Consider the following 22,595-nt stretch of genomic DNA (forward strand, 5'->3'; position numbering starts at 1 on the left):
TTAGATGAGTCTCTACTGAATTTGTATTTGATCTTGAACTTGCGTTTTTTTAGCTAACTATATCCTCGCCTGATACGTAAACAGATTATAGTATCTACCCTCGGTGGCTATCAATTCCTCATGGGTGCCTTGTTCTGCAATCCTTCCATTTTCAATGACCAAGATTTGATCGGCCTTTCTAATGGTACTCAAACGGTGGGCAATGACAAAGGTTGTTCGACCTTTGGTAAGTTCAGCCAAACTTTTTTGAATTAGGGATTCGCTCTCGGTATCCAGATTGGAAGTGGCTTCGTCCAGTATCAAAATTTGTGGATTTGCCAGTACGGCACGTGCAATAGCAATACGTTGTCGTTGGCCACCCGAAAGTTTTACCCCCCGCTCCCCAATGACGGTGTCCAGACCATCATCGAATCTATCAGTGAATTCATCAACATAAGCAGCTTTAACGGCATCCCGTAGTTCTTGCTCGGTAGCATCCGGCCTGGGGAAAAGAATATTTTCACGGATGGTGCCTTCAAATAGAAAGTCGTCCTGTAGGACCACTCCCAAAAACTGGCGGAAACTGGTTAGGTCAACCTTTGAAAGGTCAATACCATCAATGGTTATGGTTCCGGAATCCGGATTCAGAAAACTGGCTGCCAAACCTGCTATAGTCGATTTACCCGAACCGGAGCTTCCAACAAGCGCTATGACATCTCCTGCCTTGGCCTCAAAACTGATATTGTGCAATACCTCCTTGTCCTCCTCATAGGCAAAGGAAACATCCTCAAAGCGCATGTCGCCTTTTATTTGTTTTAGTTCAATGGTCCTGTCCTTATCATCTGCCTCGGTCACTTGATTCATGAGTTCTTCGGTTCGGTCCAATCCGGCCAAGGCTTCAGTAAGCTGACTTCCTATATTGCTCATTTGAACAATGGGGGCGACCATAAGGGCCAATAGAAAGGTAAATTCAAAATACTCGCCTGTACTTAATTCGCCCTGCATCATTTTGTATCCTCCAAAACCCATCATAATGCCTGTAGTGGCCAATCCTAAAAGAAAGGTAGATGAACTGGTCATTACCGCTGTTGCCGTTAAGCTTTTCTTTACGTTTTGATATAAACGTTCCACGCCTTCTTCAAATACTTTTCCTTCCTGTTCTTCGGCATTAAAGCCTTTAATGACCCGTATTCCTCCAAGAGTTTCCGTTAGTCGGCCTTTCACCTCTGCATTTATTTTGCCTCTTTCCCTAAAAACCGGCCTAATGATCTTGAAGGCTTTTAAGGCAATTACTGCAAACAGTATCAAGGGGATAAAGGTCAGTAAGGTCATAGTGGGGCTAATTCGTAATAAGAGAATAAGGGAAACAACCGCCGTAATGGTTCCTCCAACCAATTGTACAAGACCGGTTCCAATAAGGTTACGTACACCCTCCACATCGCTCATGATTCTGGATACCAGTGCGCCCGACTTTGTATTGTCAAAAAAGCGAATGGGAAGTGCAAGTACTTTTTTTTGGACCTGCGCGCGAAGTTCCGATATCATAAACTGCGCCTGTATACTCAGTACTTTTGTCAATAGAAAGGACATAATGGCCTGTACCAGAAACGAAAGAATTACAACGATTACCAGAATTTTTAAAAAGTCATAGTTCTTATTAGGAACAATATCATCCAAAAAGTACCGAAGGGATACCGGGGCCACAAAACTTGCCGCCTTACTGATAACGATTAACAATAGTCCGATAAAAACCAGTTTTCTTCTGGGCCAAATAATAGTTTTAAATGCCTGTAGGGTACTAACCTTTTTTTCTGCCATGATGCAAAAATACCTTTTTGTTTAGAAGTGTATGGAATAACTTTAAGAAGCCAACAAAAAATGGGTCCGAGAACAAAAGTTCCATTCATTGAATTACCGAATGATTTTTGGGATGATTATTTCAATATGCTACCATCCTCCATTTCAATGATGCGATCTGTGCGTTTTGCAAAATCATTATCGTGGGTTACTACCAAAAGCGAAAGCCCCTTTTCTTGGGCAAGATTCTTAAAGATATTAAAGACATTTTCAGAATTATGGCTATCTAGATTTCCAGTGGGTTCATCGCCCATAAGAATGGTAGGGTTGTTGATCAATGCGCGGGCTATGGCCACACGTTGTTTTTCACCACCAGAAATGCGGGAAGCCCTTTGTTGGGCCAAATGCCCAATATGGAGCATTTTTAATTTTTCATGGGCGTCATGTTCAATTTCTTTCAAGGATTTTTCGGCAAGTTTTTTTGCTGGCAGCATTACGTTCTCAAGTACGCTGAATTCCGCGAGCAGATAATGAAACTGAAATACAAACCCTATGTGCCTGTTTCTTATCCTTGAAAGTTCCTCATTGGATTTACCGGTTATCAGTTGATCATTTAGATAAAGTTCACCTGTATATTCCGTATCCATGGTGGACAGAATATAAAGCAACGTAGATTTTCCACAACCGGACTTTCCCACTATTGAGGTAAATTCCCCGGGTTGAATCCCAAAAGAAATATCCTTAAGTACATGGAAATCCTTGGGTTTGTAGAAGTGTTTATTAATGTTCCTTGTTTCGAGTACTAATTTCATGACGTAGGTTTGGGGCTTTAGGTTCCCCTGATTATTTTAATAGGGTCCATATTTTTCGCTTTATTGGCAGGTAGATATCCGGCGATAAAGGTGGATAGTAAGGCAAAGCCGATACCTATGGCATAATAGAGCGGATTATAATTGATGGGATAGGTTTTTATTGTGGGAAGTGCCTCTGTCTCAAAGGGTGTGTTGTCAATCAACACCGAAAGGCCAAACCCAACCATAAGGCCCAGAATACCGCCCAATAGTCCAATAATGACTGCCTGACTGATGAAGATAAGGGACACGTCCCTGCCCGAAAAACCCGTAGCTTTTAAGATGGCAATATCCTTCATTTTCTCATAAATCAGCATATTGAGAATGTTATAAATACCGAATCCGGCAACAATCAATAAGGTTAGGGAAACAGCATAGGTAATCAGGTTTCGTATGCTCGAGCCCGTTTCGAACTGTGCATTGGCTTCTTTGATATCTATGGCCTGTATGTCAAATTGTCTCTCCCATCTTATTGCCATCGCGGGCGCCGCTTCTATATCAAACAATTTTATATGAATGTCCGTGATATAGTTTTCAGGTTGTCCTAAAATTCGCTGGGCCGTTTTCAGGTTTACATAGCTCTGGGAATTATCTATCTCTGCCAATCCGCTTTGATAGATACCTACAATTTTTAGGGGAAAAATAGAGCCCGAAACCGTGGCAACCTGAATACGGTCACCTACCGAGAGCGACATTTTATCCGCGAGCCCCGCACCAAGTAAAATACCATTGGCGTTGTTCTTTAAGGCTTCTGGACTTCCCGATACAATATAGTCGTTGATATTGGAAAGTCGGGCTTCTTCCATGATATCGGCCCCGATTAGCATACCTCCTAATTCTATTGAACCTGAAAGATAGAAAATCTGGGCCTGCAACTGCGGGGTAGCGCCCTTAACGTCGTCATTGGTTTTAAGATACTTTAATATGGGCAGTGCATTGTGAATTTTTATTTGGGTTTCCTTGGGTTTTATGGATGTAACTACATTGAAGCCCCCCTCAAAATCGGTATATAAGGAAATAGGTTGCTTTTTGGATGGCGCAATTTCGTTGTATAATCGAACATGGGGTGTGCGATTAAGGGTAAGTCCGTCGAGTAGGTTGTTCAACCCGGTCATGAAGCCGGCCATGGTAATATAAGCCCCTATACCAAAAGTTACACCTAGGGCAGCGGTCACCGTACTTTTCATCTTGGTCGTTAGATGTGTTCGTGCAATTTTTAAGATGACACTCCAGTTGGTCATTCTTCGGGCTTTAGAATGGCGGTGTTTTCATCTATTCCTTCCAGAACTTCCACCTGATCTAGGCTCTGCAGTCCAATTTTCAACTGTACAATCCCGTTCTTTGTACGTACTTGATTCCCATTGATTAAATAGGACTTGGGCAGGGTCAATACATTTTCCTTTTCCGCAATAATGATATTACCCTCTCCTGCCAATCCCGGATATAAGGTTTTTGGAGGGTCTTTAAAAACGCCCTCTACCTTGAATGTCTGTGAGCGCTCATCTTTTCTTGGATAAATTTTATGGATGGATGCTTCAAAAACGGTGTTTTTATAGGCATCCAAGGTAACCAGTACTTGTAATCCCGGGGAGATTTTTACAATATCCACTTCGTCCACAAGCAACTCGATTATAAATACATCCTTACTGCCTACCGCCGCCAAAGGTTCCATAGTGGTTACAATTTCTCCGGGTTGCTTAAAAAGTGCATAGACTTTTCCGTTTATTTTACTAGTGACGGTAAAATCCTCTACATTGGTTTTTGCGGTTTTGTAACTGTTACGGGCTTGCTGCCATTGCGTGGAAAGTTCTTTTTTTGTGCGATCGTAGCGATTTTTAGCCAATCGAAATTTGTTTTGGGAGAGTTCATAGGCCAATTTTTTATTCTCAAACTGTACTTGGGAACCGATCTGTTGCTCCCAAAGTCTTTTTTGTCGAAAATAATTGATAGAGTCGTTCCTTAAGGAAAGTTGGGCTGCTTGAATTTCATCCTCCAATGCGGTTAGAACGGCAGCACTGCCCTTGTAATTTTCCTCTGCCAAATTCAGGTTTAACCGGGCGTTGTCCGCATTGAGTTCTGGTGCGGAATTTATAATCTGAATCAAAGGATCTCCATTTTTGACCAAATCGCCCTCTTCCACCAAATTAGTTTTCAAAATTCCGGATACGGCGGCAAATGCCTGATAAAGACTATCCGGTTGAACCTTTGCTGAAGCATAGACAGATTCTGTCATGAACATTTTCTTAGGATAGACCTTTTCCTCTTGATTCCCACAGGAAATGAACCATAATGTGATGAACAATAAAGCAACTTTTCTCAATGGACCGTTTCTTTACGTACCGGTATGGTTAAATACCAATGAATTAGATTACTAAATTACCGTGTTTATTCAAAGCTACACGATTTTAAGCATACAAAAACTGACAATCGTCATACCATACGGCCCTGGTTTTTTAAAAATGCGGGAGCATATACTTAAATTGGTAAAAGAGAATACATTTATGTACCTTCAAAAGCGTAAAGAATAGTGTATGAAAGGTGTATTTTACTTTGCCGTATTTTGTCTATTGATGGCCTGCGGGTCCAAGGAAATAATGAATCCCGAAGTTGAAAAATGGAAGGCCCAAGCGGCGGAAATAGAAATTATTCGGGATGATTTTGGGGTGCCCCACATTTATGGTAAGACCGATGCGGATGCCGTCTTTGGACTGTTATATGCCCAGTGTGAGGATGATTTCAATCGAGTAGAGCAAAATTATATTTGGGCCACGGGCAGGCTGGCGGAAGTGGAAGGAGAGGAAGCCATTTATAGTGACTTAAGGGCGAAACTTTTTATGACCGAAGCAGAGGCCAAAACCAACTATGACAAAAGTCCCGAATGGTTAAAAAAGCTCTGTGATGCTTTTGCCGATGGTATTAATTACTATTTGTACACGCACCCGGAAGTAAAGCCAAAATTATTGACCCGATTTGAACCTTGGATGCCCATGTATTTTAGTGAAGGCAGTATCGGTGGGGATATCGAACGTATTTCTACACGAAAAATTGAGTCTTTTTATGAGAGTGGGATGGAACTTCCTGAAATGGAATTGATGAAGATAAAGAAGCAGGAAGAAATGGCCGAGCCTCAGGGCTCCAACGGCATAGCCATATCGGGTAAATTAACACAATCAGGGAACGCCATGTTGCTGATCAATCCGCATACTTCCTTTTATTTTAGGGGCGAGGTTCATGTGGTAAGCGAGGAAGGCCTAAATGCTTATGGTGCGGTTACTTGGGGGCAATTTTTTGTATATCAAGGGTTTAATGAAAAAACAGGTTGGATGCATACCTCCACGTATACGGATGTGATGGATGAGTTCAAGGAAACCATCGTTAAGAATGATGGAAACCTGTTTTATCAATATGGTGAGGAGCTCCGGCCAATAGATTCCACTACGGTTACCCTAAAATATAAAACGGACACAGGAATGCAAGAACGCACATTCCCCATGTACCGTACACACCATGGACCCATTACACATGCGGTGGAAGGACAATGGACCGCCTCTGCCATGATGTGGGAACCTGTAAAGGCCTTGGAACAGTCTTTCGTTAGAACTAAAAAGGACGGTTATGAAGCATTCAGGGAAATGATGGACATTCGAACCAATTCATCCAACAATACGGTCTATGCTGATGCCGAAGGAAATATTGCCTATTTCCATGGGAACTTCGTGCCCAAAAGGGATGTCAGCTTTGATTACTCGCAGCCAGTGGATGGAAGTAATCCTCAAACCGATTGGCAAGGACTTCATACCGTTGATGAAAATATTCTGGTACTGAACCCGGAAAATGGATGGATACAGAATTGTAACTCCACACCCTATACCTCAGCGGCGGAATTCAGTCCTAAAAAAGAGGAGTATCCCTACTATATGTCCAAAGACCAGGAAAACTTTAGGGGGATACATGCTATTGAATTATTGACTGATCGGAAAGGGTATACCATTGATAGCCTCATTCAATTGGCCCATGATCCGTATTTACCTGCTTTTAAAGTTTTAATACCAGATTTGATCCAAACTTATGATGACAATATCAATAAAGAGGATAAAATAAGTAAACCTATAGAAGTATTGCGAAACTGGGATTTTAAGACATCTAAAGAATCGATACCTATGACATTGGCCCATTATTATGGCACTTTGGTTTACCAGCGTATGAATAGACCAGAGGGATTATCTTCAATGGAATTATTAGAACATTGGATTGAAAATGGCGACTATGTTGGAAAGTTCCAATTGTTGTTAGAAGCTATTGAGGTTTTAGAAAAGGACTTTGGTACTTGGCAAATGCCTTGGGGGGAAGTCAACCGCTACCAGCGTTTAAACGGCGATATCGTACAGACTTTCAGCGATAGTTTACCCAGTGTTGGGGTGGGTTTTGCATCAGGGACATGGGGAGCTTTGGCCGCTTATGGAGCTAGATATACTACCCCAGGAGCCAAAAAAATCTATGGCACCCGAGGTAATAGTTTTGCGGCCGTAGTAGAGTTTGGGGATAAGGTAACCGCAAAAACCATTTTGGCAGGCGGTCAAAGTGGTGACCCCAAATCACCTCATTTTGATGATCAAACGGAGCGATATATCAATGTTAATTGGAAGGACGCCGCCTATTACAGGGACGATGTGCTTAAAAGGGCACAAAAAACATATCATCCTGGGGAAACCAAATAATTGGTCTTTCGTTGAATTCTATTTATTCCGGTATTTGTTGGCTTAAGCAGTGCAATGTCCCAAAGCCCCAAATTAAATCGATACAGTTGATACCGATGACTTCTCGGTCAGGGAAGCACTCCGCTAAAATGTTCAGTGCGATTCGGTCATTGGAATCATTGAAGGTGGGGACCAAAACAGCACCGTTAATAATTAAGAAATTAGCATAACTCGCTGGCAATTCCAATGCTTCGAAAATGATGGGTTTTGGCATCGGTAATTCTACAATTGTTAAAGGTTTCCCATTTTCCAACCTAGAAGAACAGAGTCGTTCTACATTATCTTGAAGTGTTTTATAGTTTTTGTGCGCCTTATTTGTTTCAACCACGGTCACTACAGTATCGGCATTTACAAATCGGCACAAATCATCTACATGGCCATGTGTGTCATCCCCGATGACCCCTTCTCCCAACCAAATCGTATTGGTTATTCCCAAATATTCTTGGAATACAGCTTCATAATCGGCTTTTGTATAACTTGCATTCCGAACCTGAATTGAAGGATGTAAAAGACATTCTTCGGTAGTTATCAACGTACCTTTTCCATTGACTTCCAAGGCACCACCTTCCAAAATAACTTTATTTCCCTTGTAAGTCGCTTGAGTCAGCGGGACTTTCAAAAAATCTGAAACTACGGCAGGCACATGTTTATCCAATTGCCAATTGTTGTACTTGGCCCATCCGTTGAAATTAAAATTTATCGCTTCCAATTTTCCATTATTCTTAACGATAATAGGTCCGGAGTCGCGCATCCAACTTCGGTTGGTTTTATGGATGATAAATGAAACTCTATCAAGGTCAACCGAAGCCATGAGCAGTAGGTCGGATACTTTTTCCTTTAAGGATTCATGGGCAACAACTAAGAATACGGTTTCAAAAAGGGAAACTTTTTTAATGAACTCTACAAAAGCCCACTGAATGGCTTCATACTTCCCAGGCCAATCTTTGCCATTGTGCGGAAAGCACAATAAAACACCTTTCTGTCGCTCCCATTCCGCTGGAAATCTTCTTTTACCCATAAGACCTAGTCCAAAGCCCTTTTGGTGAGATCTCCAAATGCATCAATACGTCTGTCCCTAAAAAAAGGCCAGTTTTGTCGTACATTTTCCTGAAGGGACAAATCCACTTCGGCCATAAGGATTTCTTCCTTGTCATGGGAGGCCAAGGCCAGAATCTCCCCTTGGGGACCACAGATAAAGGATTTTCCCCAAAACTCGATTCCATCCGTATCCGGTATATATTGTTCCAACCCGATCCTGTTTGCGGCCGCCACAAAAATACCATTGGCAACGGCATGCCCTTTCATCACGTTCATCCATGCCCCGTACTGGTTTTCCCCATATTGGGCCTTTTCAGAAGGATGCCATCCAATCGCGGTGGGGTAGAACAGAACCTCGGCGCCCTTTAATGCGGTTAAACGGGCCGCTTCTGGATACCATTGGTCCCAACAGATCAACGTACCAATATTTCCCTTTTGCGTACTTATGGATTGAAAACCAAGGTCTCCAGGTGTAAAGTAAAATTTTTCATAAAAGTGAGGATCATCCGGGATGTGCATTTTACGATACAAGCCTGCTTGGCTTCCATCGGTATCGATGATATAGGCGCTATTGTGATAGATACCGGACATCCGCTTTTCAAAGAAGGGAACAATGATAACGACTCCCAATTCCTTGGCCAAGTTGCTAAAAGCAGTAAAGGAAATATCGCCAAGAGGTTCGGCTATCGAGAAGTTTTCCACATCCTCACTTTGACAAAAGTAATGGCTGCTATAGAGTTCCGGAAGGCAGATAACTTCGGCACCTTGATGGGCCGCTTTCTTGATCCATTCCACACATTTTTTCCGATTTTCCTCGGCAGTATTATTCAAATTGAGCTGAACTACAGCTACTTTATAATTTTTGGACATTAAAGAAGATTATTTTGGATATTTAAAGATATTAAATAGAAGATGAACGCTCTACCAAATACTTCATAAAGATAAAATTAAGGGGAGGGAAAATTAAAACCTAATCCTTGGTGACAATCAGCGTTGCCTTGGAACCGGAAGATAATAACCACTTATTGGAGTAGAGCAACTGACCGTTTTCGTCATACACATCAACTTGTGCCGTATTGGGAGCGGAGGAACCATGGTTAAGTGCCTCAAAATCTATTTTGTTGAAGCCAGGCTGTAAATCGACATTTACACCTTTAAAGGCCCCTGTCAATAACATATTGGGCTCAACTACCATATCGTTTACGTAAATTTTTACCCGGTCTCCATCCACATATTCATGGTCCCTACAAACAATTCCCACAAATTTTCCGTTACTTTTTATGTCACCCAAATATTGATCGGGAAAAAATTGTCCAGAGCCATTAAGACGTTCGCCTGGTCCGATACGCGGGTCAATTTTAAGTCCTGTGCCAGCTTGTACAAGCTCTTCGTCCGGAAGCATTTTTACGGGGTTTCTTGTGGTCATATCCAATTTGGGTTGTTCCTTGATGACCGATGGGATATTCAAAACCGAACCCGAATTGGTCTTGCCCGAATTATCGATTGGATTGACCGCATCGATTTTCAATGGTTTTTGCTTAGGTAGGTCTGTTTGGGCCTGAACCCATCCAAACACCAATAGGCAAAGGGCTATACTAAATGAAAACCGTTTGTTCATCATGATGAAACAATAATTGGAATAAAGATAACAAATACCCTGCCACAGGGACTTAACGGGGTGTTAAATTCGACTAATGTACTATTTGTTATTTCAATCCGGTAGATGAAGCTGAAGGAACCGTACAAAATTACCGTGCATAATGTTGATTATATCTTCATTGGTATATCCTCTTTTTTCAAGCATTGAAGGAATTTTTTGGAGATCGGCAATAGTGTCTATGTCCTTTGGGGATTGCTCCAACCCGAAGCCTCCATCCAAATCGGTACCAATTCCCACGTGCAGGGCGTTACCGGATAATTGGCAGATATGGTCAATGTTCTGTATGGTGTGCTCCAAGGAAACTCCAGTGCTCTCCGGGGTAGACTTTCCACGGATCCAATTGGGTACCATCATCCAAGCATCCAAGGCCATACCAATAACCGCTTTCCTGTCTATAAGTTCCTTTATTTGTTCATCTGAAAATTGTCGGTTATGATTTACGAATTTTCTGCAGTTATTATGGCTGGCCCAAATGGGCCCTTGATAGACTTCCATGGTTTCCCAGAAGCTTTGGTCGCATAGATGGGTAGCGTCCAATATGAGTTTCAGCTTTTGAATTTCCTTAAGTAGTTCCTTGCCTTTTCTACCTATTCCTCCTATGGAATCGGTTCCAAAAGCGTAGGTGCCAGGACCGTAATGTGCGGGTCCTATAGCCCGTAGACCATCTTCATAGGATTTGTGCAGGTAATCCATATTGATAATGGAATCCGCACCCTCTAAACTGAGAATATAGCCAATTGGAGTATGCACCTTATCTTCGTTCCACCTGTTTAGATGGTCATTGAATTGATTCTTAGTAGTGATTTGGGATAACTCACCGGCATCCTCCATGGCCCTATACCAAGCTAGTTGTCCTTGGGTCTGAGCCCATGCCTGATGTGCGGATTTCCATCCGGGTAAATTATTACCTAGTTTTACATATCGGGCAATCTGTGTGGCTACGCAAATACCAATATTTCCTTTTCTTAGGGCATCAAAAGAGACAGTGTTTTTTCCACGGTCGGGCTTATCGGTCATGCCCTTTTCGCTTGCCCTGATGGATTCCACCGACCAAGTGAGATCTCTATTCCATTCCATGGCATTCATGGAAAGATCTAAATGTGCGTCAAGGATAAACATGTCAAATGGAGATTTTATGGTTACGTGCCGCTACCTTCCATTCTTCAGTGATTTCTTCGTTTTCCACTATTTGAAGGGTCTCATATTTTGCAACGGTGGGACAAATATGTATGGGTATGGCATAGTGTTCCCCGCCCACTTCCATAACTTTTAAATCATCGTACTCAACTACCAAATGCTCTTCAGATTGGCTAATTTGTCGGGCATGATTTAAACTTAAAAATTCCACACGGGGAAAGGGCATTTCAGGTGCAATGGATTTATGTCCTAAATCAAAACATAGTATGCCGGCCTTGGGTTTGCTGATAATCCTTGTAAACAGAACCGCCGCCGGCAGAAACTTCATTTCGGGGAAAAGACCGCCATATCCAGCATCCCATAATAGGGTAGTTCCGGGACTAGCGATTACATTTTCTCTCTTGCAGTGAATGGGAAATGTTGGGGAACCTCCGGCAATGATAATGGGTTCGGGCAGATTTGCCTTGACAATCCTTTCCTTTAATTCCAGCACAGTATCAAAAGCCTGGTCACATTCCTGTTTTCTCGCTTCAAAATCGGGATTTCTCAAATGACCATCATAAACGTGTAGCCCAAGGATATTTAAATAGCCACTATTGGAAATCTGTTTGTACAAATTAAAAGCCTCGTCATTTGGTATAATACCGGTGCGGTTCATGCCAACATTCAAATCGATGTAAAGATTGATTTTTAAATCGTTCTTTTTCCCCATTTCAGCCAATTGGTCCGCAATTGAATCGGAGTCCGTTATGGCCGAAAACTTGGTTTTTGGAAAGGCTTTGATTAGGCTTATCAGCCTATTTATATTGTGCCCTACGGGTTGCATGGCCAAAAGCACTTCTGGAGCCTTGCATTTTCCCAACAACTCGGCTTCTGCAATGGTGGCGCATTTAAATTTGTTAATGCCATAATCCATTTGTAGTTGAACAATTTCCGCAGTCTTATGGGTCTTTATATGAGGGCACAGCATATTTACATCGCCAATCATCCGTACCATTTCCTTAATGTTATGGATTACCCTATCCTTAAAAACCAATAAGGATGGTGAATTCACCTTAGAAGTATTCTTTAGCCGATACCAATTTTCTCCTTTCATGGACCTTATTTATGGAGTTCGAACATGGCCTCGATCTCAACCGCAATGCCTCCAGGGAGCATCATACCAACAGCGCTTCGAACACCTACCCCGTTTTCTGCACCAAGGACTTCGGACATGAGTTCACTAAAACCATTGATTACCAAAGGGTGGTCATGAAAATCTGGGGTACAGTTGACCATACCCAAGGTTTTGACCAGTCTTTTTATTCGGTCTACCTCACCAAAATGAGTCATAATGGTGGACAACATCGTTAGGCCTACATGTCTGGCACCTAATTTTCCCCCAGCAAGATCCAGATCTTGCCCGACCCTTCCTTTGTAAAGAGATCCGTCTTTTAAAACCGGTCCTTGACCGGATACGTAGAGATAATTATCAACAACTAAAATAGGACGGTAGAGACCGGCCGGCGGAGGTGCAGGGGGTAACTCCAATCCCAATTCCTTTAATCTTTCTGAAATATCCATACGTAGTTCTATAATTTTTAAATAAACTGATTTAAAATCAATACCCCAATCAACCCCATGACGCCAACCGTAGTTTCCATTACTGTCCAGGATTTAAGAGTGTCCTTTATGGAGAGGTTGAAATATTCTTTGAACAACCAAAATCCGCTATCATTGACATGGGAAAGCATAAGGCTTCCTGATCCAATGGCCAAGACCATGAGTTCTGCACTGGCCCCGGTTCCTTCAATCAGTGGTAAAACAATACCTGCCGCTGTCAATCCGGCGACGGTGGCAGACCCCACACAAACCCTGATAATCGTAGCTATAAGCCAAGCCAAAATTAGAGGTGAAATTGAAGAACCGCTAAGAGCCTCACCAATATATTCGCTCACACCACTATCGATTAATACCTGTTTTAGGGCCCCAGCTCCAGCAATGATCAACAAAACCATAGTAATGCCCTTAACGGCGTCACCAACGGTATCCATAACTTCCTTCATTTTTTTGCCACGGGCCAAACCCAAGGTATAAATGGCAACTAAAACCGAAATCAACATGGCCATAACAGGGTCTCCGCAAAAAACCAAAATGGACCTAAGGACGGAATCGGCAGGGAGAAAAAGAGCGGCAATGGCCGCAATGGCCATTAATATTACTGGGAGTAAGGCCGTAACAATACTGATGCCTGTCCCGGGCATTTCATCATCACTAAGTATGGTAGGGTTCATCAACTCCTTTAAGGGCGAAGCCTTGATATTCTTCATTGTTCTTGAAAGAAAGGGCCCCGCTACTACTATGGCTGGTATGGCTACAATAATACCATATAACAAGGTTTTGCTAATATCCGCATTGAAGGTTGCCGCAATTGCCGTTGGGGCAGGATGCGGAGGTAAATATCCATGTGTTACCGAAAGTGAGGCCAGCATAGGCAAACCTACATACAATAGGGGTAAACCCGTTGCCGCGGCAATAGTAAACACAAGAGGAACCAAAATCACAAAACCCACGGAATAGAACATAGGTATTCCCACAATGAAACCGGTTAAAACTACGGCCCATTGAATATTCTTTTTCCCAAATTTCTCCACCAATTTTGTGGTAATCCGTTGTGCGGCCCCACTCTCTGCGACCAACTTTCCCAACATGGCGCCAAGCCCTAAAATCAACACAAGAAAACCAAGAATATTCCCGATTCCTTTTTGGATGGAACTAACAACGGCAATGGGCGCCATTCCTTCTGCAATTCCAACAAATAGGGATACTAAAACAAAGGATATAAACCCGTTGAGCTTAAATTTTGCGACTAAGAGAAACAATAGAAGAATTCCTAGGACTACGATTAGTAAAGGCATTGGCTGTGGTAGTTAAGTCGTTATGGTGCACTAAAGATACTATAAAAAATAAGCGTATCCCAACCTAGCATCTGGATAGGCTATTGGCACACATTGTTAAAAATATAAATTCTCTTTAATTGGTTAACAACGGCTGAAATACTTTGCAGAGTAAACCAGCGAGTACAGCTTCAACCATGGGTTCAAAGAGCTATTGATCTTTTTAGTATATTTAATTAAAGACTCACACCAATTATCCACATGAAAAAGAGAGATTTTATTAAGCATTTGGGAGGTGCCGCCCTATTTTCACCTTTTTTGGGAATGTCCCAAGACTCTTTGTCAATACCCAACAAACCCTATCCCTTGGAAGAAGATGCCTTTTGGGAGCGTATTCGGGAGGATTATAACTTAAAACCGGATTACATCAATCTGGAAAACGGATATTATAATTTTATACCCAAGCCTACTATGGAGAAGTATATTCGGCATATTGAAATGGTAAATTACGAAGCATCCTATTATATGCGAACCGTACAATGGGAAAACAAGGACAAGGTAAGAGACCGTTTGGCAGGCATGGTGGGAGCCTCCCCGGAAGAACTAATAATTACCCGGAACACTACGGAATCCTTGGACATGATCATTGGGGGGTATCCGTGGCAAAGAAACGACGAGGCCATCTTTGCGGAGGAGGATTATGGGGCAATGAAGGATCAGTTCAACTTGATGGCAAAAAAATATGGCATCGTCAATAAAATTGTTTCCTTGCCCAATCATCCGGAGTCCGATGAGGAGATTGTCTCACTTTATGAATCCCAGATTACACCTAAGACCAGACTACTAATGGTATGCCATATGGTAAACATTACGGGGCAAATCCTTCCTGTTAAAAAAATATGTGACATGGCCCATAAACATGGGGTAGAGGTTATGGTGGATGGGGCCCATTGTGTTGGTCATATCGATGTGAATATAGCGGAACTTGGTTGTGATTATTATGGCAGTAGTCTCCATAAGTGGTTGAGTGTACCCTTGGGCAGTGGCATGTTGTTTGTAGCAAAACCACATATTGCCAAAATTTGGCCACTTTTTGCCGATTATAGTGATGACGTACCTGAAATCAGAAGGCTTAACCATACAGGGACCATACCTGTGCATACCGATTTGTCCATAGACGATGCCATTGATTATTTGGAAAACATCGGCCTAAAAAGAAAGGAAGAAAGGCTCCGTTACTTGCAGCGGTATTGGAGCGATGCGGTCCGAAACATGGAACATATTGTGGTAAACACCCCTGTAGAACCCCACCGAAGCTGTGGTATTGCCAACGTGGGCATAGCGAACATGAAACCAGCGGACTTGGCCAAAAGCTTATTGGACGAATTCAACATATTTACCGTGGCGATTGATTATGCCAATGTTCAGGGATGTAGGATTACCCCAAATATTTATACGACCACCAAGGAATTAGATGCATTCGTTATTGCACTGAAGACTTTAGCAAACAGAGTTTAGCTTATTTAGGCCGTTTCTTCTTCAAACCAAAGAAAGGCTGTAATAACGGGATTTTTAGAATTAAGAAATGATATATCAACCAGCTAAATCCAAAAGTTCCCAAAACAAGAAGTGATGCCTTTGGAAATAGTCCCCAAGAAAGGTCCATTAAGAAGTAAGCCAAAACAACGGTGACTGTTTGATGTAGTATGTAAAAGGGATACACGGCCCTATTGGCATAGGAAAGAGCATTGCTTTTATGGTTTAAATATTTTGCCGCATACCCAAATAGCACCAAGATCCATGACCATATATTCACTACTTTAAGCAATGCTTCTGTAAAATGGACCACATATCCATCTTCCAGAAATACCCAAATGAAAACTTGACTCATAAAGGTGAAAACACCTATTAAAAGTGCCTTGAATTTTAATTCCTTCACAACTTTCCAAAATATACCTCCGGTAGAAATCAAAAGAAAGCCGTAAAAAAACAAAACCAAACTAAAGCTAAAGTTGAACCAGTCGTCTATCAATGCATGGGTTATGTCAAAAAAAGGTTCTACCAACGCTTCCAATAAATATAGTGGCACAACAAACCAATAGATACCAAAAGGTTTGCCAATGATTCTTTTGATCCAATCGCTAAAACGGTTGTGGTTATTTCTTAGGTAAAGGAACAATGGCGCCAACAAGAGGGAGAAAACTAGCAAATAAGGAAGGAACCATAAGTGGTGCCAACTTATGTTGCCTTCCGGATATACACCCTTAAAGGCAACCGAGGTAAAATAATCAAGATAAGATCCTGAAAATTGGTGTTTGGCCAATCGTTCTATATAAACTTGAGGAGGTACAATGAAGATCATCCCGAATATAAGAGGGATCCCTAATCTTCTAATTCGTTCCCAACTGAACTGGCCAAGATTTCTTTTTGAAAAGGCATAGTAGGTACCCATGCCGGATATAACAAATAATATAGGCAGTCGCCATTGGTTTAAAAATAGCATGGGCCACTTTAGCCAATCGTAAATTACGTTGTTTTTGATATGCCATCCCCAAGGAACAAAAAACATTCCTACATGATAAAAAATAAGCAATGCAAATACGATAACCCGTAACCAGTCCAAGTCGTATCTCCTAATTGTGGTCTCCATAATTTACTTTTTCGGCAAATATCGACCTGACCCTTTATTGCACAAATTTTTAGGGTACTCTTACTGTCCTGAATTACAATTTTGGAGAAAAAGACTTTATATATGCGGATGGTGAAGTTTCCGTATGCCTTTTAAAAGCAGTATAAAACGCAGATTTCGACTTAAAACCCGCCAATGCTCCTATAGCTTCTATGGTTAAATTGGAAAAGTTAGGGTCGACTAATTTCCCTTGGGAAAAACATATTCTTTTTTGATTTATAAAATCGTTGAAATTGGAATGTTTCCCCTGATTTATGATCCTTGATATATGGTTTGGGTGCACTTTTAGCGTAGAGGCCAAATCGTTTAGTGAAGCATCTTGGCGAAGAAAGTACTTGTTTTCATCTACGTAGGATTCAATACTTGCAAGATTTAGGTCCGACTTTGACTGGCCAATGGTTTCATACTTGTCCGCAACCCAAGATTTTTCAAAAAACCGGGATTCCGACAACAATACGTAGGTGGTCAAAAATGCAAGACAACTGTGGAAAATACCTAGGTAATGATCTCCACCGTCATCGTCAAAAGAATAGTAAACCATAAATATTATTACCAGTAGCAAAAAAAGAACTGCTACGGTATTTCTTGTAAAAATATATTTACTGGATCTATTCTTCACTCCAATTTCTGTTAATCTGGATTTTTCTTCCCATACCATTTTTAAGGACAAGATGGTGTAAAAAAGAAATGTGACAAGTACCAGCCAATCAAAAATATCTTTTATATAATGATAGCCGTGGTTAAAGGATTCCGGTATTTTGGCACTGGGAAACTTCGAATAATAAGCACCGATATAAGCATTGTATTTCACCGATATTGGAGCTAAATAAAATGGAATCTGCGATAAAAAATATCCAATTGGTAGAACAAAGTGCCACCAATGTTTTTTGAAAGTAACATCCTCACGTTTTAGAAAGCAATATATAGCTAGGTAAAGGGTAGGCCCTATAATTAAAACCAAGGCTTCTGTGGAATCGTTTAGGAATAGCACATATTTAATCAGACCTGTATAACAGACGTAAACATCCAGAAAAATAAGCGCTGTGGCCAAAATGGAAGCCCCGAACCATCTCAAGCCGATATTGTTACTGGACCTCAGTAGGAGTACAAACGCCAGGAAGAAACTTTGGACCACTCCTAGAAACATAAAAGTGGAAATTAAATTATGCCTTATGGGAATGTTTTCAATGAGCGTGTCCAGTTCCACAATTACTGTTTTTCAGTGTAGTCCACTAACTTTTGAGGTCCTTCAAGCAATAACCGTACTACTTTTAAGGTTCCGTCCAAGGTGGTATCAATATGCCATTTTATGAGCGAAATTTGTCCGTTTTCAATTTCAATGCCGGTAATACTCCTCGGATGAACGCAACTACCATCGTTAAAAAATGGAATATCACCAGGTTCCGGAAATCTGGGCCTATGGGTGTGTCCAACGATGGTTATAAGAAGATTGTTTTTAAGTATCCAGCGCTTGATCCTTCGCTCTAGCTTAATAAGTTCCTTATAGTTCTTTGCAGGACTTGTAGGATCCGCAATTCCCCAGACTTGCAAGGGTTTCCATAAAACCCTCACCAAAAATCTGCCCCACCTCCAAAAAGTATAGTTCCACCAATCCGCCTGGTGGCCATGGGTAAGAAATAGCTCCTGGTCGGTTTCCGTATGTTTTAAGACGATGGCTTCGTTATAGGTAATGCCTTCGAATAACTCTTTGTCCGTGTTGTCTATGGGCTCAAAGTAACTGGAAAGATGTTTATCCACATAATCCTTGTCTTTATAGACCATATCGTGGTTTCCCCAAATCATGTGGAGCCTTTTTTCCAAATGGAATTTTCTTAGGAGTTGATAGACATTTTTGTGGGCCTCAAAGATGGAGTCAAAGTGAAGATTTTCCCATAGCTCATCGCCATCGCCAAGTTCGCAATAGTCAAAACCTTCGTTGTAGTAGTGGTTCAGGGCATGAAAATATATATTCCTGTTATTGGCAAAATCATCGGCAAAACTATTGTCCCCACGGTGGCAATCGCTAAAAAGAATAAACTTTGAAGTATTGTCAAAAGGAATATATTTTGCGTTGGAATAGGCTCTTGATAGTCTTTTTGCGGAGGACATCTACAAAGTTTTTATAAATATCCGAAAATCCTTAAAATGCGCTGCAGAAACTTTAACAAAAAACCACGAAGAGTTTTGTAATTTTAAGAGTCTTTAGTAGACCAATATAACCTATGGAATGTGAGAACAAAATAAGACCTCTTAAATACCTGATAAGTTTTGATGTGCTCTTACGCGAATATGAAAGATTGAGCACTTCGAATGATGAGATTATTGCAGCAAAGGCAAAAAAAATCCTGGATGCCCAAAAACCGTATCCAGAACTTAGGGACGGTTTTGTAGATTCCGAACTCCTTGAAAAACATAAGGATATTATTTCGCTGATTCTCCAAGATAGTTTTTCGCCCATACTAGGAGAGAACGAGATCAAGGTGGCTTCCATTCCTTATTTTGATTTTTTCTTCAATCCCTCCAAACGGTTTCAGGGTATTGTTAAAGAGGCAGGCCCTATGTATAAGCCCAAAATCAGAAATCAGGAGATTGAAGTGGATTATATTATGGGATGCGTTATAATTCTTAAGTTTCATTATGGGGTGGAACTGGATTTTAGTCGTCCGTACTTCTATGATATTCCAGATGACAAAGGTGTTATGCATCATTACCGTATTATGTACAATGCGGATTTCATGGAAATACTTCCTACGGAACATTCAAGGGAACTTTCACAGGAGGATATAGACGAACTAATGGAGAGCCCGGATAATTTAAGCCTTTGGAAGGACAAGATCCCTCCAGAAAGTTTTGTAGCCAAAGGATTTATCATAGCCAATATGTTCGATGTTACCTCAGAACATTCCATTTCTGAAATAAAGTCCAGTCTCATAGCCAGTGATAAAAGATCTAGCGAAAAGTTTATGGGTAATCTTCAGGAGACCTTCAGGTCCTTTTTTAGATTGCCGGATATTAAAGTAGGTTTGGTTGTTTATAATGCAAAGAAGGATCAATTTGAACCCGTTTATGGTAAGGATATGACCAGCTTTATTTTAAATGGAACGGACTCCAAATCTTGTAAGGATGCCCTTTGTCAATATTCGTACAAAAAGCTCATTGAGGAAAATTCATATTTTGCCATTTCCGATGTTGAAAAATACAACCGGAAATCCAATGGACATGACCCATATCATGTACTTGAAAATCAAAAAATTAAAAGCGCCATTCTTGCCCCAATTGCTTTTGAAGGAGAGCTTTTGGGAGTGTTGGAGGTGGTTTCCGGTCATAAAAACGAACTGAACGGTGTCAATGCACGAAAGTTGGACGATGTGATGCCTTATATCGTTTCGGCGGTCGTAAGATCTAAGGTAGAGGAAGAAAACCTGATCGATGCCATCATACAAAACGAGTGTACATCTGTACATTCCTCTGTATACTGGAGGTTTCAGGAAGAAGCGAAATACTTTATCAAAGACCAATTGGAAAATAGATCTTCATCTTTCAAGGAAATTGTTTTCAAGGATGTCTATCCACTTTATGGTCAGATTGATATTAAAGACAGCTCCAAAGCCCGAAATAAGGCTATCCAAAGGGATTTGATGATTCAGTTGTCGCAGATAAACCAAGTTTTGGAAGAGGCTTTTGCAAAAAATAAACTACCCATTTATGAAGAGCTTATTTTTAGGGTAAACAACCATTTGGACAGTATTAAGGAAATGCTTTATTCCAATAGCGAGCAGGCGATTTTCGATTTTGTTCAGGAAGAAATAGACCCTGTTTTTACCCATTTAAAGAAGACTGATGACGAAATAGCCAAACATATTGAAGCTTATGAGGCAAAGATAGACATGGGTACGGGTTCCTATTATGACCATAGAAAAAACTATGATGAAAGTGTGACCATGATTAACAAGAAATTGGTTACAATCCTGGATAAAAGACAGGAAAATGCGCAGTCAATGTTTCCCCACTATTTTGAACGCTACAAAACCGATGGGGTTGAACATAATATGTACATTGGGGAGAGTATTTCTGAAAATGGCAGCTTTAATGCATTATACCTCAATAATCTTAGATTATGGCAGCTACAGGTAATGTGCGAAATGGAAAACGTACATTATAAGCTTAAACCGGAGTTGCCGGTTCCTTTGGATGCTACCTCCTTGATTTTGGTGTATAGTTCCTCTTTGTCCATTCGTTTTAGGATGGATGAAAAGAAATTCGATGTGGACGGAACCTATAATGCCCGATACGAAGTCATTAAAAAGCGTATTGATAAGGCCTATATAAAGGGTACCAACGAGCGACTTACCCAAACTGGAAAAATTGCCATTGTATACTCCCAGAAAAAGGACGAGCTAGAATACCTTAGGTATATCAAATTTCTAAGGGCAAAAAAATATTTTACCGATAGGGTGGAAATTGTGGAGCTTGAAGGTCTACAGGGTGTTTCCGGACTAAAGGCTATTAGAGCGGAAATCCTCTACAAAACTGACCAGGAATCTCAAGAATCTTATACCTACGAGGATTTAATGGCCACCTTAAAAGAATAGTACTTGGGATATGAGCTCCTGTATTTGTCGCTCCGGCCCAAAAAATTTGAACGATATCGCAAAGGCAATTACGGATAAAATCATACCTATCATAAAAATAGTATAGGTCCAACGAAGTAAAAGGTACTTTTTGTTAAGGACCACGCCAAGGAAATAAAGATCTTTTGTCAAGGAGGAATAGATGTACTCCTTGTCTTTTACCAGTTCGTTGATGGCCCATTCATAATCGGTCAGGCTCATTTTATGAAAATTCCCAAAGAATAGAAGGTTGCCCTTTCTTTTGGCAACATCATCTTTTGTGAATTCTCCGCTGGTAACATTTGGCCTTGTGGCCAATACGGCCAAAATCATGGAAATGACACTAAAAAGCACAAAGATGACCGTAGGATAAATAAGATAGTCGTTGGATGGATTGTCCAGTTTAGGTATAAGGTTGGACAAAGCCAAGGATATGATTATGGCATTGACGGAAAGAAGAATGTTGGCCTTGGTATCCGCTATATCGCTTAACGTAATGTGGTTTTTTAGCGTAACGCGAAAAAGGGTCTGTATCCCTCGATCCGGACTTTCACCTTTATATTTTGCTTTTAGCGATTCTTTCTTTGCAATATTTTTTATTGATTTTTTTTCTTTAACAAGTTTTCTAAGGTTTTTGTCCTTTTTTCCCTGCCAATGCTCTTTGGCGTAATCCGTATAAAATCGATGTCGGTTGCCAAACATTTTAATATTGATATCGACCCAGTCTTTATAACTATAATCGGCAATATTCAATAGTTTAAGTTCTTCCCGTAAAAATTCAGATGTTTCCAAATAGCTCGTTTGCGCAAAATGTGATGCATCTGCGTCCCTTATAATTTTTTCCTCCAGAACATCTGGCACAGCGTCCTTTTCAGTTGCCATTATGTACTTGTTAACCTTTGAGATTAGTTTTGGGTCATAACCTTGACCTTCCAAAAACTTAGTGGCAATGATGCAGCTATTTTGTTCATGATCTTTGCTGGCAACTGTGTAACCTGTATCATGAAACCATGCGGCAAGGAGTAAAACCTCTATTTCCTTTTCTGAAAGGGCACATTCCTTAGAGATTTCTTTAGTACTTTTAACGACTCGTTGGGTATGTCTTAGGTTATGATATAAGTAGTTAGGGCTTAGCTCTTTGGACAAAAGTTCAATGACATGGTTTTGGGATTTCTGAAGAATATCAGACATAAGGTAGATT

Annotated in this window: 18 protein-coding genes; 3 read left to right on the forward strand and 15 right to left on the reverse strand. The window is 41.0% G+C overall.

The window, feature by feature from the left end; genetic code table 11:
* Window positions 1–57: 57 nt before the first annotated feature.
* The 4 genes from CJ263_RS10265 to CJ263_RS10280 all read right to left on the reverse strand — a co-directional run bounded on the left by CJ263_RS10265 (window position 58) and on the right by CJ263_RS10280 (window position 4,947).
* Window positions 58–1,797, reverse strand: a complete 1,740-nt coding sequence (locus CJ263_RS10265) for an ABC transporter ATP-binding protein (protein ID WP_094997181.1) — start codon at window positions 1,795–1,797, stop codon at window positions 58–60.
* Between the two features lie 116 nt (window positions 1,798–1,913).
* Window positions 1,914–2,588 (reverse strand): ABC transporter ATP-binding protein, encoded by a 675-nt coding sequence (locus tag CJ263_RS10270; protein ID WP_094997182.1) that lies wholly within the window; start codon window positions 2,586–2,588, stop codon window positions 1,914–1,916.
* Window positions 2,589–2,605: 17 nt separating this feature from the next.
* Window positions 2,606–3,868: an ABC transporter permease gene (locus CJ263_RS10275; RefSeq protein ID WP_094997183.1), complete on the reverse strand. Its 1,263-nt coding sequence runs from the start codon at window positions 3,866–3,868 to the stop codon at window positions 2,606–2,608.
* Window positions 3,865–4,947, reverse strand: coding sequence for an efflux RND transporter periplasmic adaptor subunit (locus CJ263_RS10280; protein WP_229702408.1), 1,083 nt, complete (start codon window positions 4,945–4,947; stop codon window positions 3,865–3,867). The genes CJ263_RS10275 and CJ263_RS10280 overlap by 4 nt, the downstream gene beginning before the upstream one ends.
* Window positions 4,948–5,158: 211 nt before the next feature.
* On the opposite strand from CJ263_RS10280, the gene CJ263_RS10285 reads away from it, so the two are divergent.
* Window positions 5,159–7,345, forward strand: a complete 2,187-nt coding sequence (locus CJ263_RS10285; protein ID WP_094997184.1) for an acylase — start codon at window positions 5,159–5,161, stop codon at window positions 7,343–7,345.
* A gap of 22 nt (window positions 7,346–7,367) precedes the next feature.
* On the opposite strand, the gene CJ263_RS10290 is transcribed toward CJ263_RS10285, so the two are convergent.
* The 7 genes from CJ263_RS10290 to CJ263_RS10320 all read right to left on the reverse strand — a co-directional run bounded on the left by CJ263_RS10290 (window position 7,368) and on the right by CJ263_RS10320 (window position 14,116).
* Window positions 7,368–8,402: an agmatine deiminase family protein gene (locus CJ263_RS10290; RefSeq protein WP_094997185.1), complete on the reverse strand. Its 1,035-nt coding sequence runs from the start codon at window positions 8,400–8,402 to the stop codon at window positions 7,368–7,370.
* Window positions 8,403–8,407: 5 nt separating this feature from the next.
* Complete coding sequence (locus CJ263_RS10295) at window positions 8,408–9,292, reverse strand: carbon-nitrogen hydrolase (protein ID WP_094997186.1); 885 nt, start codon at window positions 9,290–9,292, stop codon at window positions 8,408–8,410.
* Between the two features lie 100 nt (window positions 9,293–9,392).
* Window positions 9,393–10,043, reverse strand: coding sequence for a hypothetical protein (locus CJ263_RS10300; protein WP_308423226.1), 651 nt, complete (start codon window positions 10,041–10,043; stop codon window positions 9,393–9,395).
* A 90-nt stretch (window positions 10,044–10,133) separates the two neighbouring features.
* The gene (locus CJ263_RS10305; RefSeq protein ID WP_094997188.1) at window positions 10,134–11,201 is read right to left on the reverse strand and encodes a dipeptidase; all 1,068 of its coding nucleotides are present in this window, start codon (window positions 11,199–11,201) and stop codon (window positions 10,134–10,136) included.
* 1 nt (window position 11,202) lies between these two features.
* Window positions 11,203–12,315 carry a D-TA family PLP-dependent enzyme gene (locus tag CJ263_RS10310; RefSeq protein WP_094997189.1) on the reverse strand — a complete coding sequence of 371 codons (1,113 nt, stop codon included), beginning with the start codon at window positions 12,313–12,315 and terminating at the stop codon, window positions 11,203–11,205.
* 5 nt (window positions 12,316–12,320) lie between these two features.
* Window positions 12,321–12,782, reverse strand: a complete 462-nt coding sequence (locus CJ263_RS10315; protein ID WP_094997190.1) for a RidA family protein — start codon at window positions 12,780–12,782, stop codon at window positions 12,321–12,323.
* Between the two features lie 17 nt (window positions 12,783–12,799).
* Window positions 12,800–14,116, reverse strand: a complete 1,317-nt coding sequence (locus tag CJ263_RS10320) for a gluconate:H+ symporter (protein ID WP_094997191.1) — start codon at window positions 14,114–14,116, stop codon at window positions 12,800–12,802.
* A gap of 240 nt (window positions 14,117–14,356) precedes the next feature.
* On the opposite strand from CJ263_RS10320, the gene CJ263_RS10325 reads away from it, so the two are divergent.
* Complete coding sequence (locus CJ263_RS10325; protein WP_094997192.1) at window positions 14,357–15,613, forward strand: aminotransferase class V-fold PLP-dependent enzyme; 1,257 nt, start codon at window positions 14,357–14,359, stop codon at window positions 15,611–15,613.
* Between the two features lies 1 nt (window position 15,614).
* On the opposite strand, the gene CJ263_RS10330 is transcribed toward CJ263_RS10325, so the two are convergent.
* From CJ263_RS10330 to CJ263_RS10340, 3 genes are all read right to left on the reverse strand, one after another.
* Window positions 15,615–16,745, reverse strand: coding sequence for an acyltransferase family protein (locus CJ263_RS10330; protein WP_188669444.1), 1,131 nt, complete (start codon window positions 16,743–16,745; stop codon window positions 15,615–15,617).
* Window positions 16,746–16,818: 73 nt separating this feature from the next.
* A complete protein-coding gene (locus CJ263_RS10335) occupies window positions 16,819–17,991 on the reverse strand; it encodes a helix-turn-helix domain-containing protein (protein WP_158657127.1) in 1,173 nt (390 codons plus the stop codon).
* A 2-nt stretch (window positions 17,992–17,993) separates the two neighbouring features.
* Window positions 17,994–18,893, reverse strand: coding sequence for a metallophosphoesterase family protein (locus CJ263_RS10340; protein WP_094997194.1), 900 nt, complete (start codon window positions 18,891–18,893; stop codon window positions 17,994–17,996).
* A gap of 113 nt (window positions 18,894–19,006) precedes the next feature.
* Between CJ263_RS10340 and CJ263_RS10345 the strand changes: the two genes are divergently transcribed.
* Complete coding sequence (locus CJ263_RS10345; protein WP_094997195.1) at window positions 19,007–21,376, forward strand: GAF domain-containing protein; 2,370 nt, start codon at window positions 19,007–19,009, stop codon at window positions 21,374–21,376.
* Here the strand turns inward: CJ263_RS10345 and CJ263_RS10350 are convergent.
* Window positions 21,365–22,585, reverse strand: coding sequence for a Pycsar system effector family protein (locus CJ263_RS10350; protein WP_094997196.1), 1,221 nt, complete (start codon window positions 22,583–22,585; stop codon window positions 21,365–21,367). The two genes, CJ263_RS10345 and CJ263_RS10350, sit on opposite strands and share 12 nt — an antisense overlap.
* Between the last annotated feature and the right edge of the window lie 10 nt (window positions 22,586–22,595).

This window comes from Maribacter cobaltidurans (assembly GCF_002269385.1).
Classification (GTDB): domain Bacteria; phylum Bacteroidota; class Bacteroidia; order Flavobacteriales; family Flavobacteriaceae; genus Maribacter; species Maribacter cobaltidurans.

Excerpts from the sequence above, each read along its gene's own strand:
- CJ263_RS10265 (WP_094997181.1), bottom strand. The coding sequence starts at position 1,797 with ATGGCAGAAAAAAAGGTTAGTACCCTACAGGCATTTAAAACTATTATT.
- CJ263_RS10270 (WP_094997182.1), bottom strand. The coding sequence starts at position 2,588 with ATGAAATTAGTACTCGAAACAAGGAACATTAATAAACACTTCTACAAA.
- CJ263_RS10275 (WP_094997183.1), bottom strand. The coding sequence starts at position 3,868 with ATGACCAACTGGAGTGTCATCTTAAAAATTGCACGAACACATCTAACG.
- CJ263_RS10285 (WP_094997184.1), top strand. The coding sequence starts at position 5,159 with ATGAAAGGTGTATTTTACTTTGCCGTATTTTGTCTATTGATGGCCTGC.
- CJ263_RS10290 (WP_094997185.1), bottom strand. The coding sequence starts at position 8,402 with ATGGGTAAAAGAAGATTTCCAGCGGAATGGGAGCGACAGAAAGGTGTT.
- CJ263_RS10295 (WP_094997186.1), bottom strand. The coding sequence starts at position 9,292 with ATGTCCAAAAATTATAAAGTAGCTGTAGTTCAGCTCAATTTGAATAAT.
- CJ263_RS10300 (WP_308423226.1), bottom strand. The coding sequence starts at position 10,043 with ATGATGAACAAACGGTTTTCATTTAGTATAGCCCTTTGCCTATTGGTG.
- CJ263_RS10305 (WP_094997188.1), bottom strand. The coding sequence starts at position 11,201 with ATGTTTATCCTTGACGCACATTTAGATCTTTCCATGAATGCCATGGAA.
- CJ263_RS10310 (WP_094997189.1), bottom strand. The coding sequence starts at position 12,315 with ATGAAAGGAGAAAATTGGTATCGGCTAAAGAATACTTCTAAGGTGAAT.
- CJ263_RS10315 (WP_094997190.1), bottom strand. The coding sequence starts at position 12,782 with ATGGATATTTCAGAAAGATTAAAGGAATTGGGATTGGAGTTACCCCCT.
- CJ263_RS10320 (WP_094997191.1), bottom strand. The coding sequence starts at position 14,116 with ATGCCTTTACTAATCGTAGTCCTAGGAATTCTTCTATTGTTTCTCTTA.
- CJ263_RS10325 (WP_094997192.1), top strand. The coding sequence starts at position 14,357 with ATGAAAAAGAGAGATTTTATTAAGCATTTGGGAGGTGCCGCCCTATTT.
- CJ263_RS10330 (WP_188669444.1), bottom strand. The coding sequence starts at position 16,745 with ATGGAGACCACAATTAGGAGATACGACTTGGACTGGTTACGGGTTATC.
- CJ263_RS10340 (WP_094997194.1), bottom strand. The coding sequence starts at position 18,893 with ATGTCCTCCGCAAAAAGACTATCAAGAGCCTATTCCAACGCAAAATAT.
- CJ263_RS10345 (WP_094997195.1), top strand. The coding sequence starts at position 19,007 with ATGGAATGTGAGAACAAAATAAGACCTCTTAAATACCTGATAAGTTTT.
- CJ263_RS10350 (WP_094997196.1), bottom strand. The coding sequence starts at position 22,585 with ATGTCTGATATTCTTCAGAAATCCCAAAACCATGTCATTGAACTTTTG.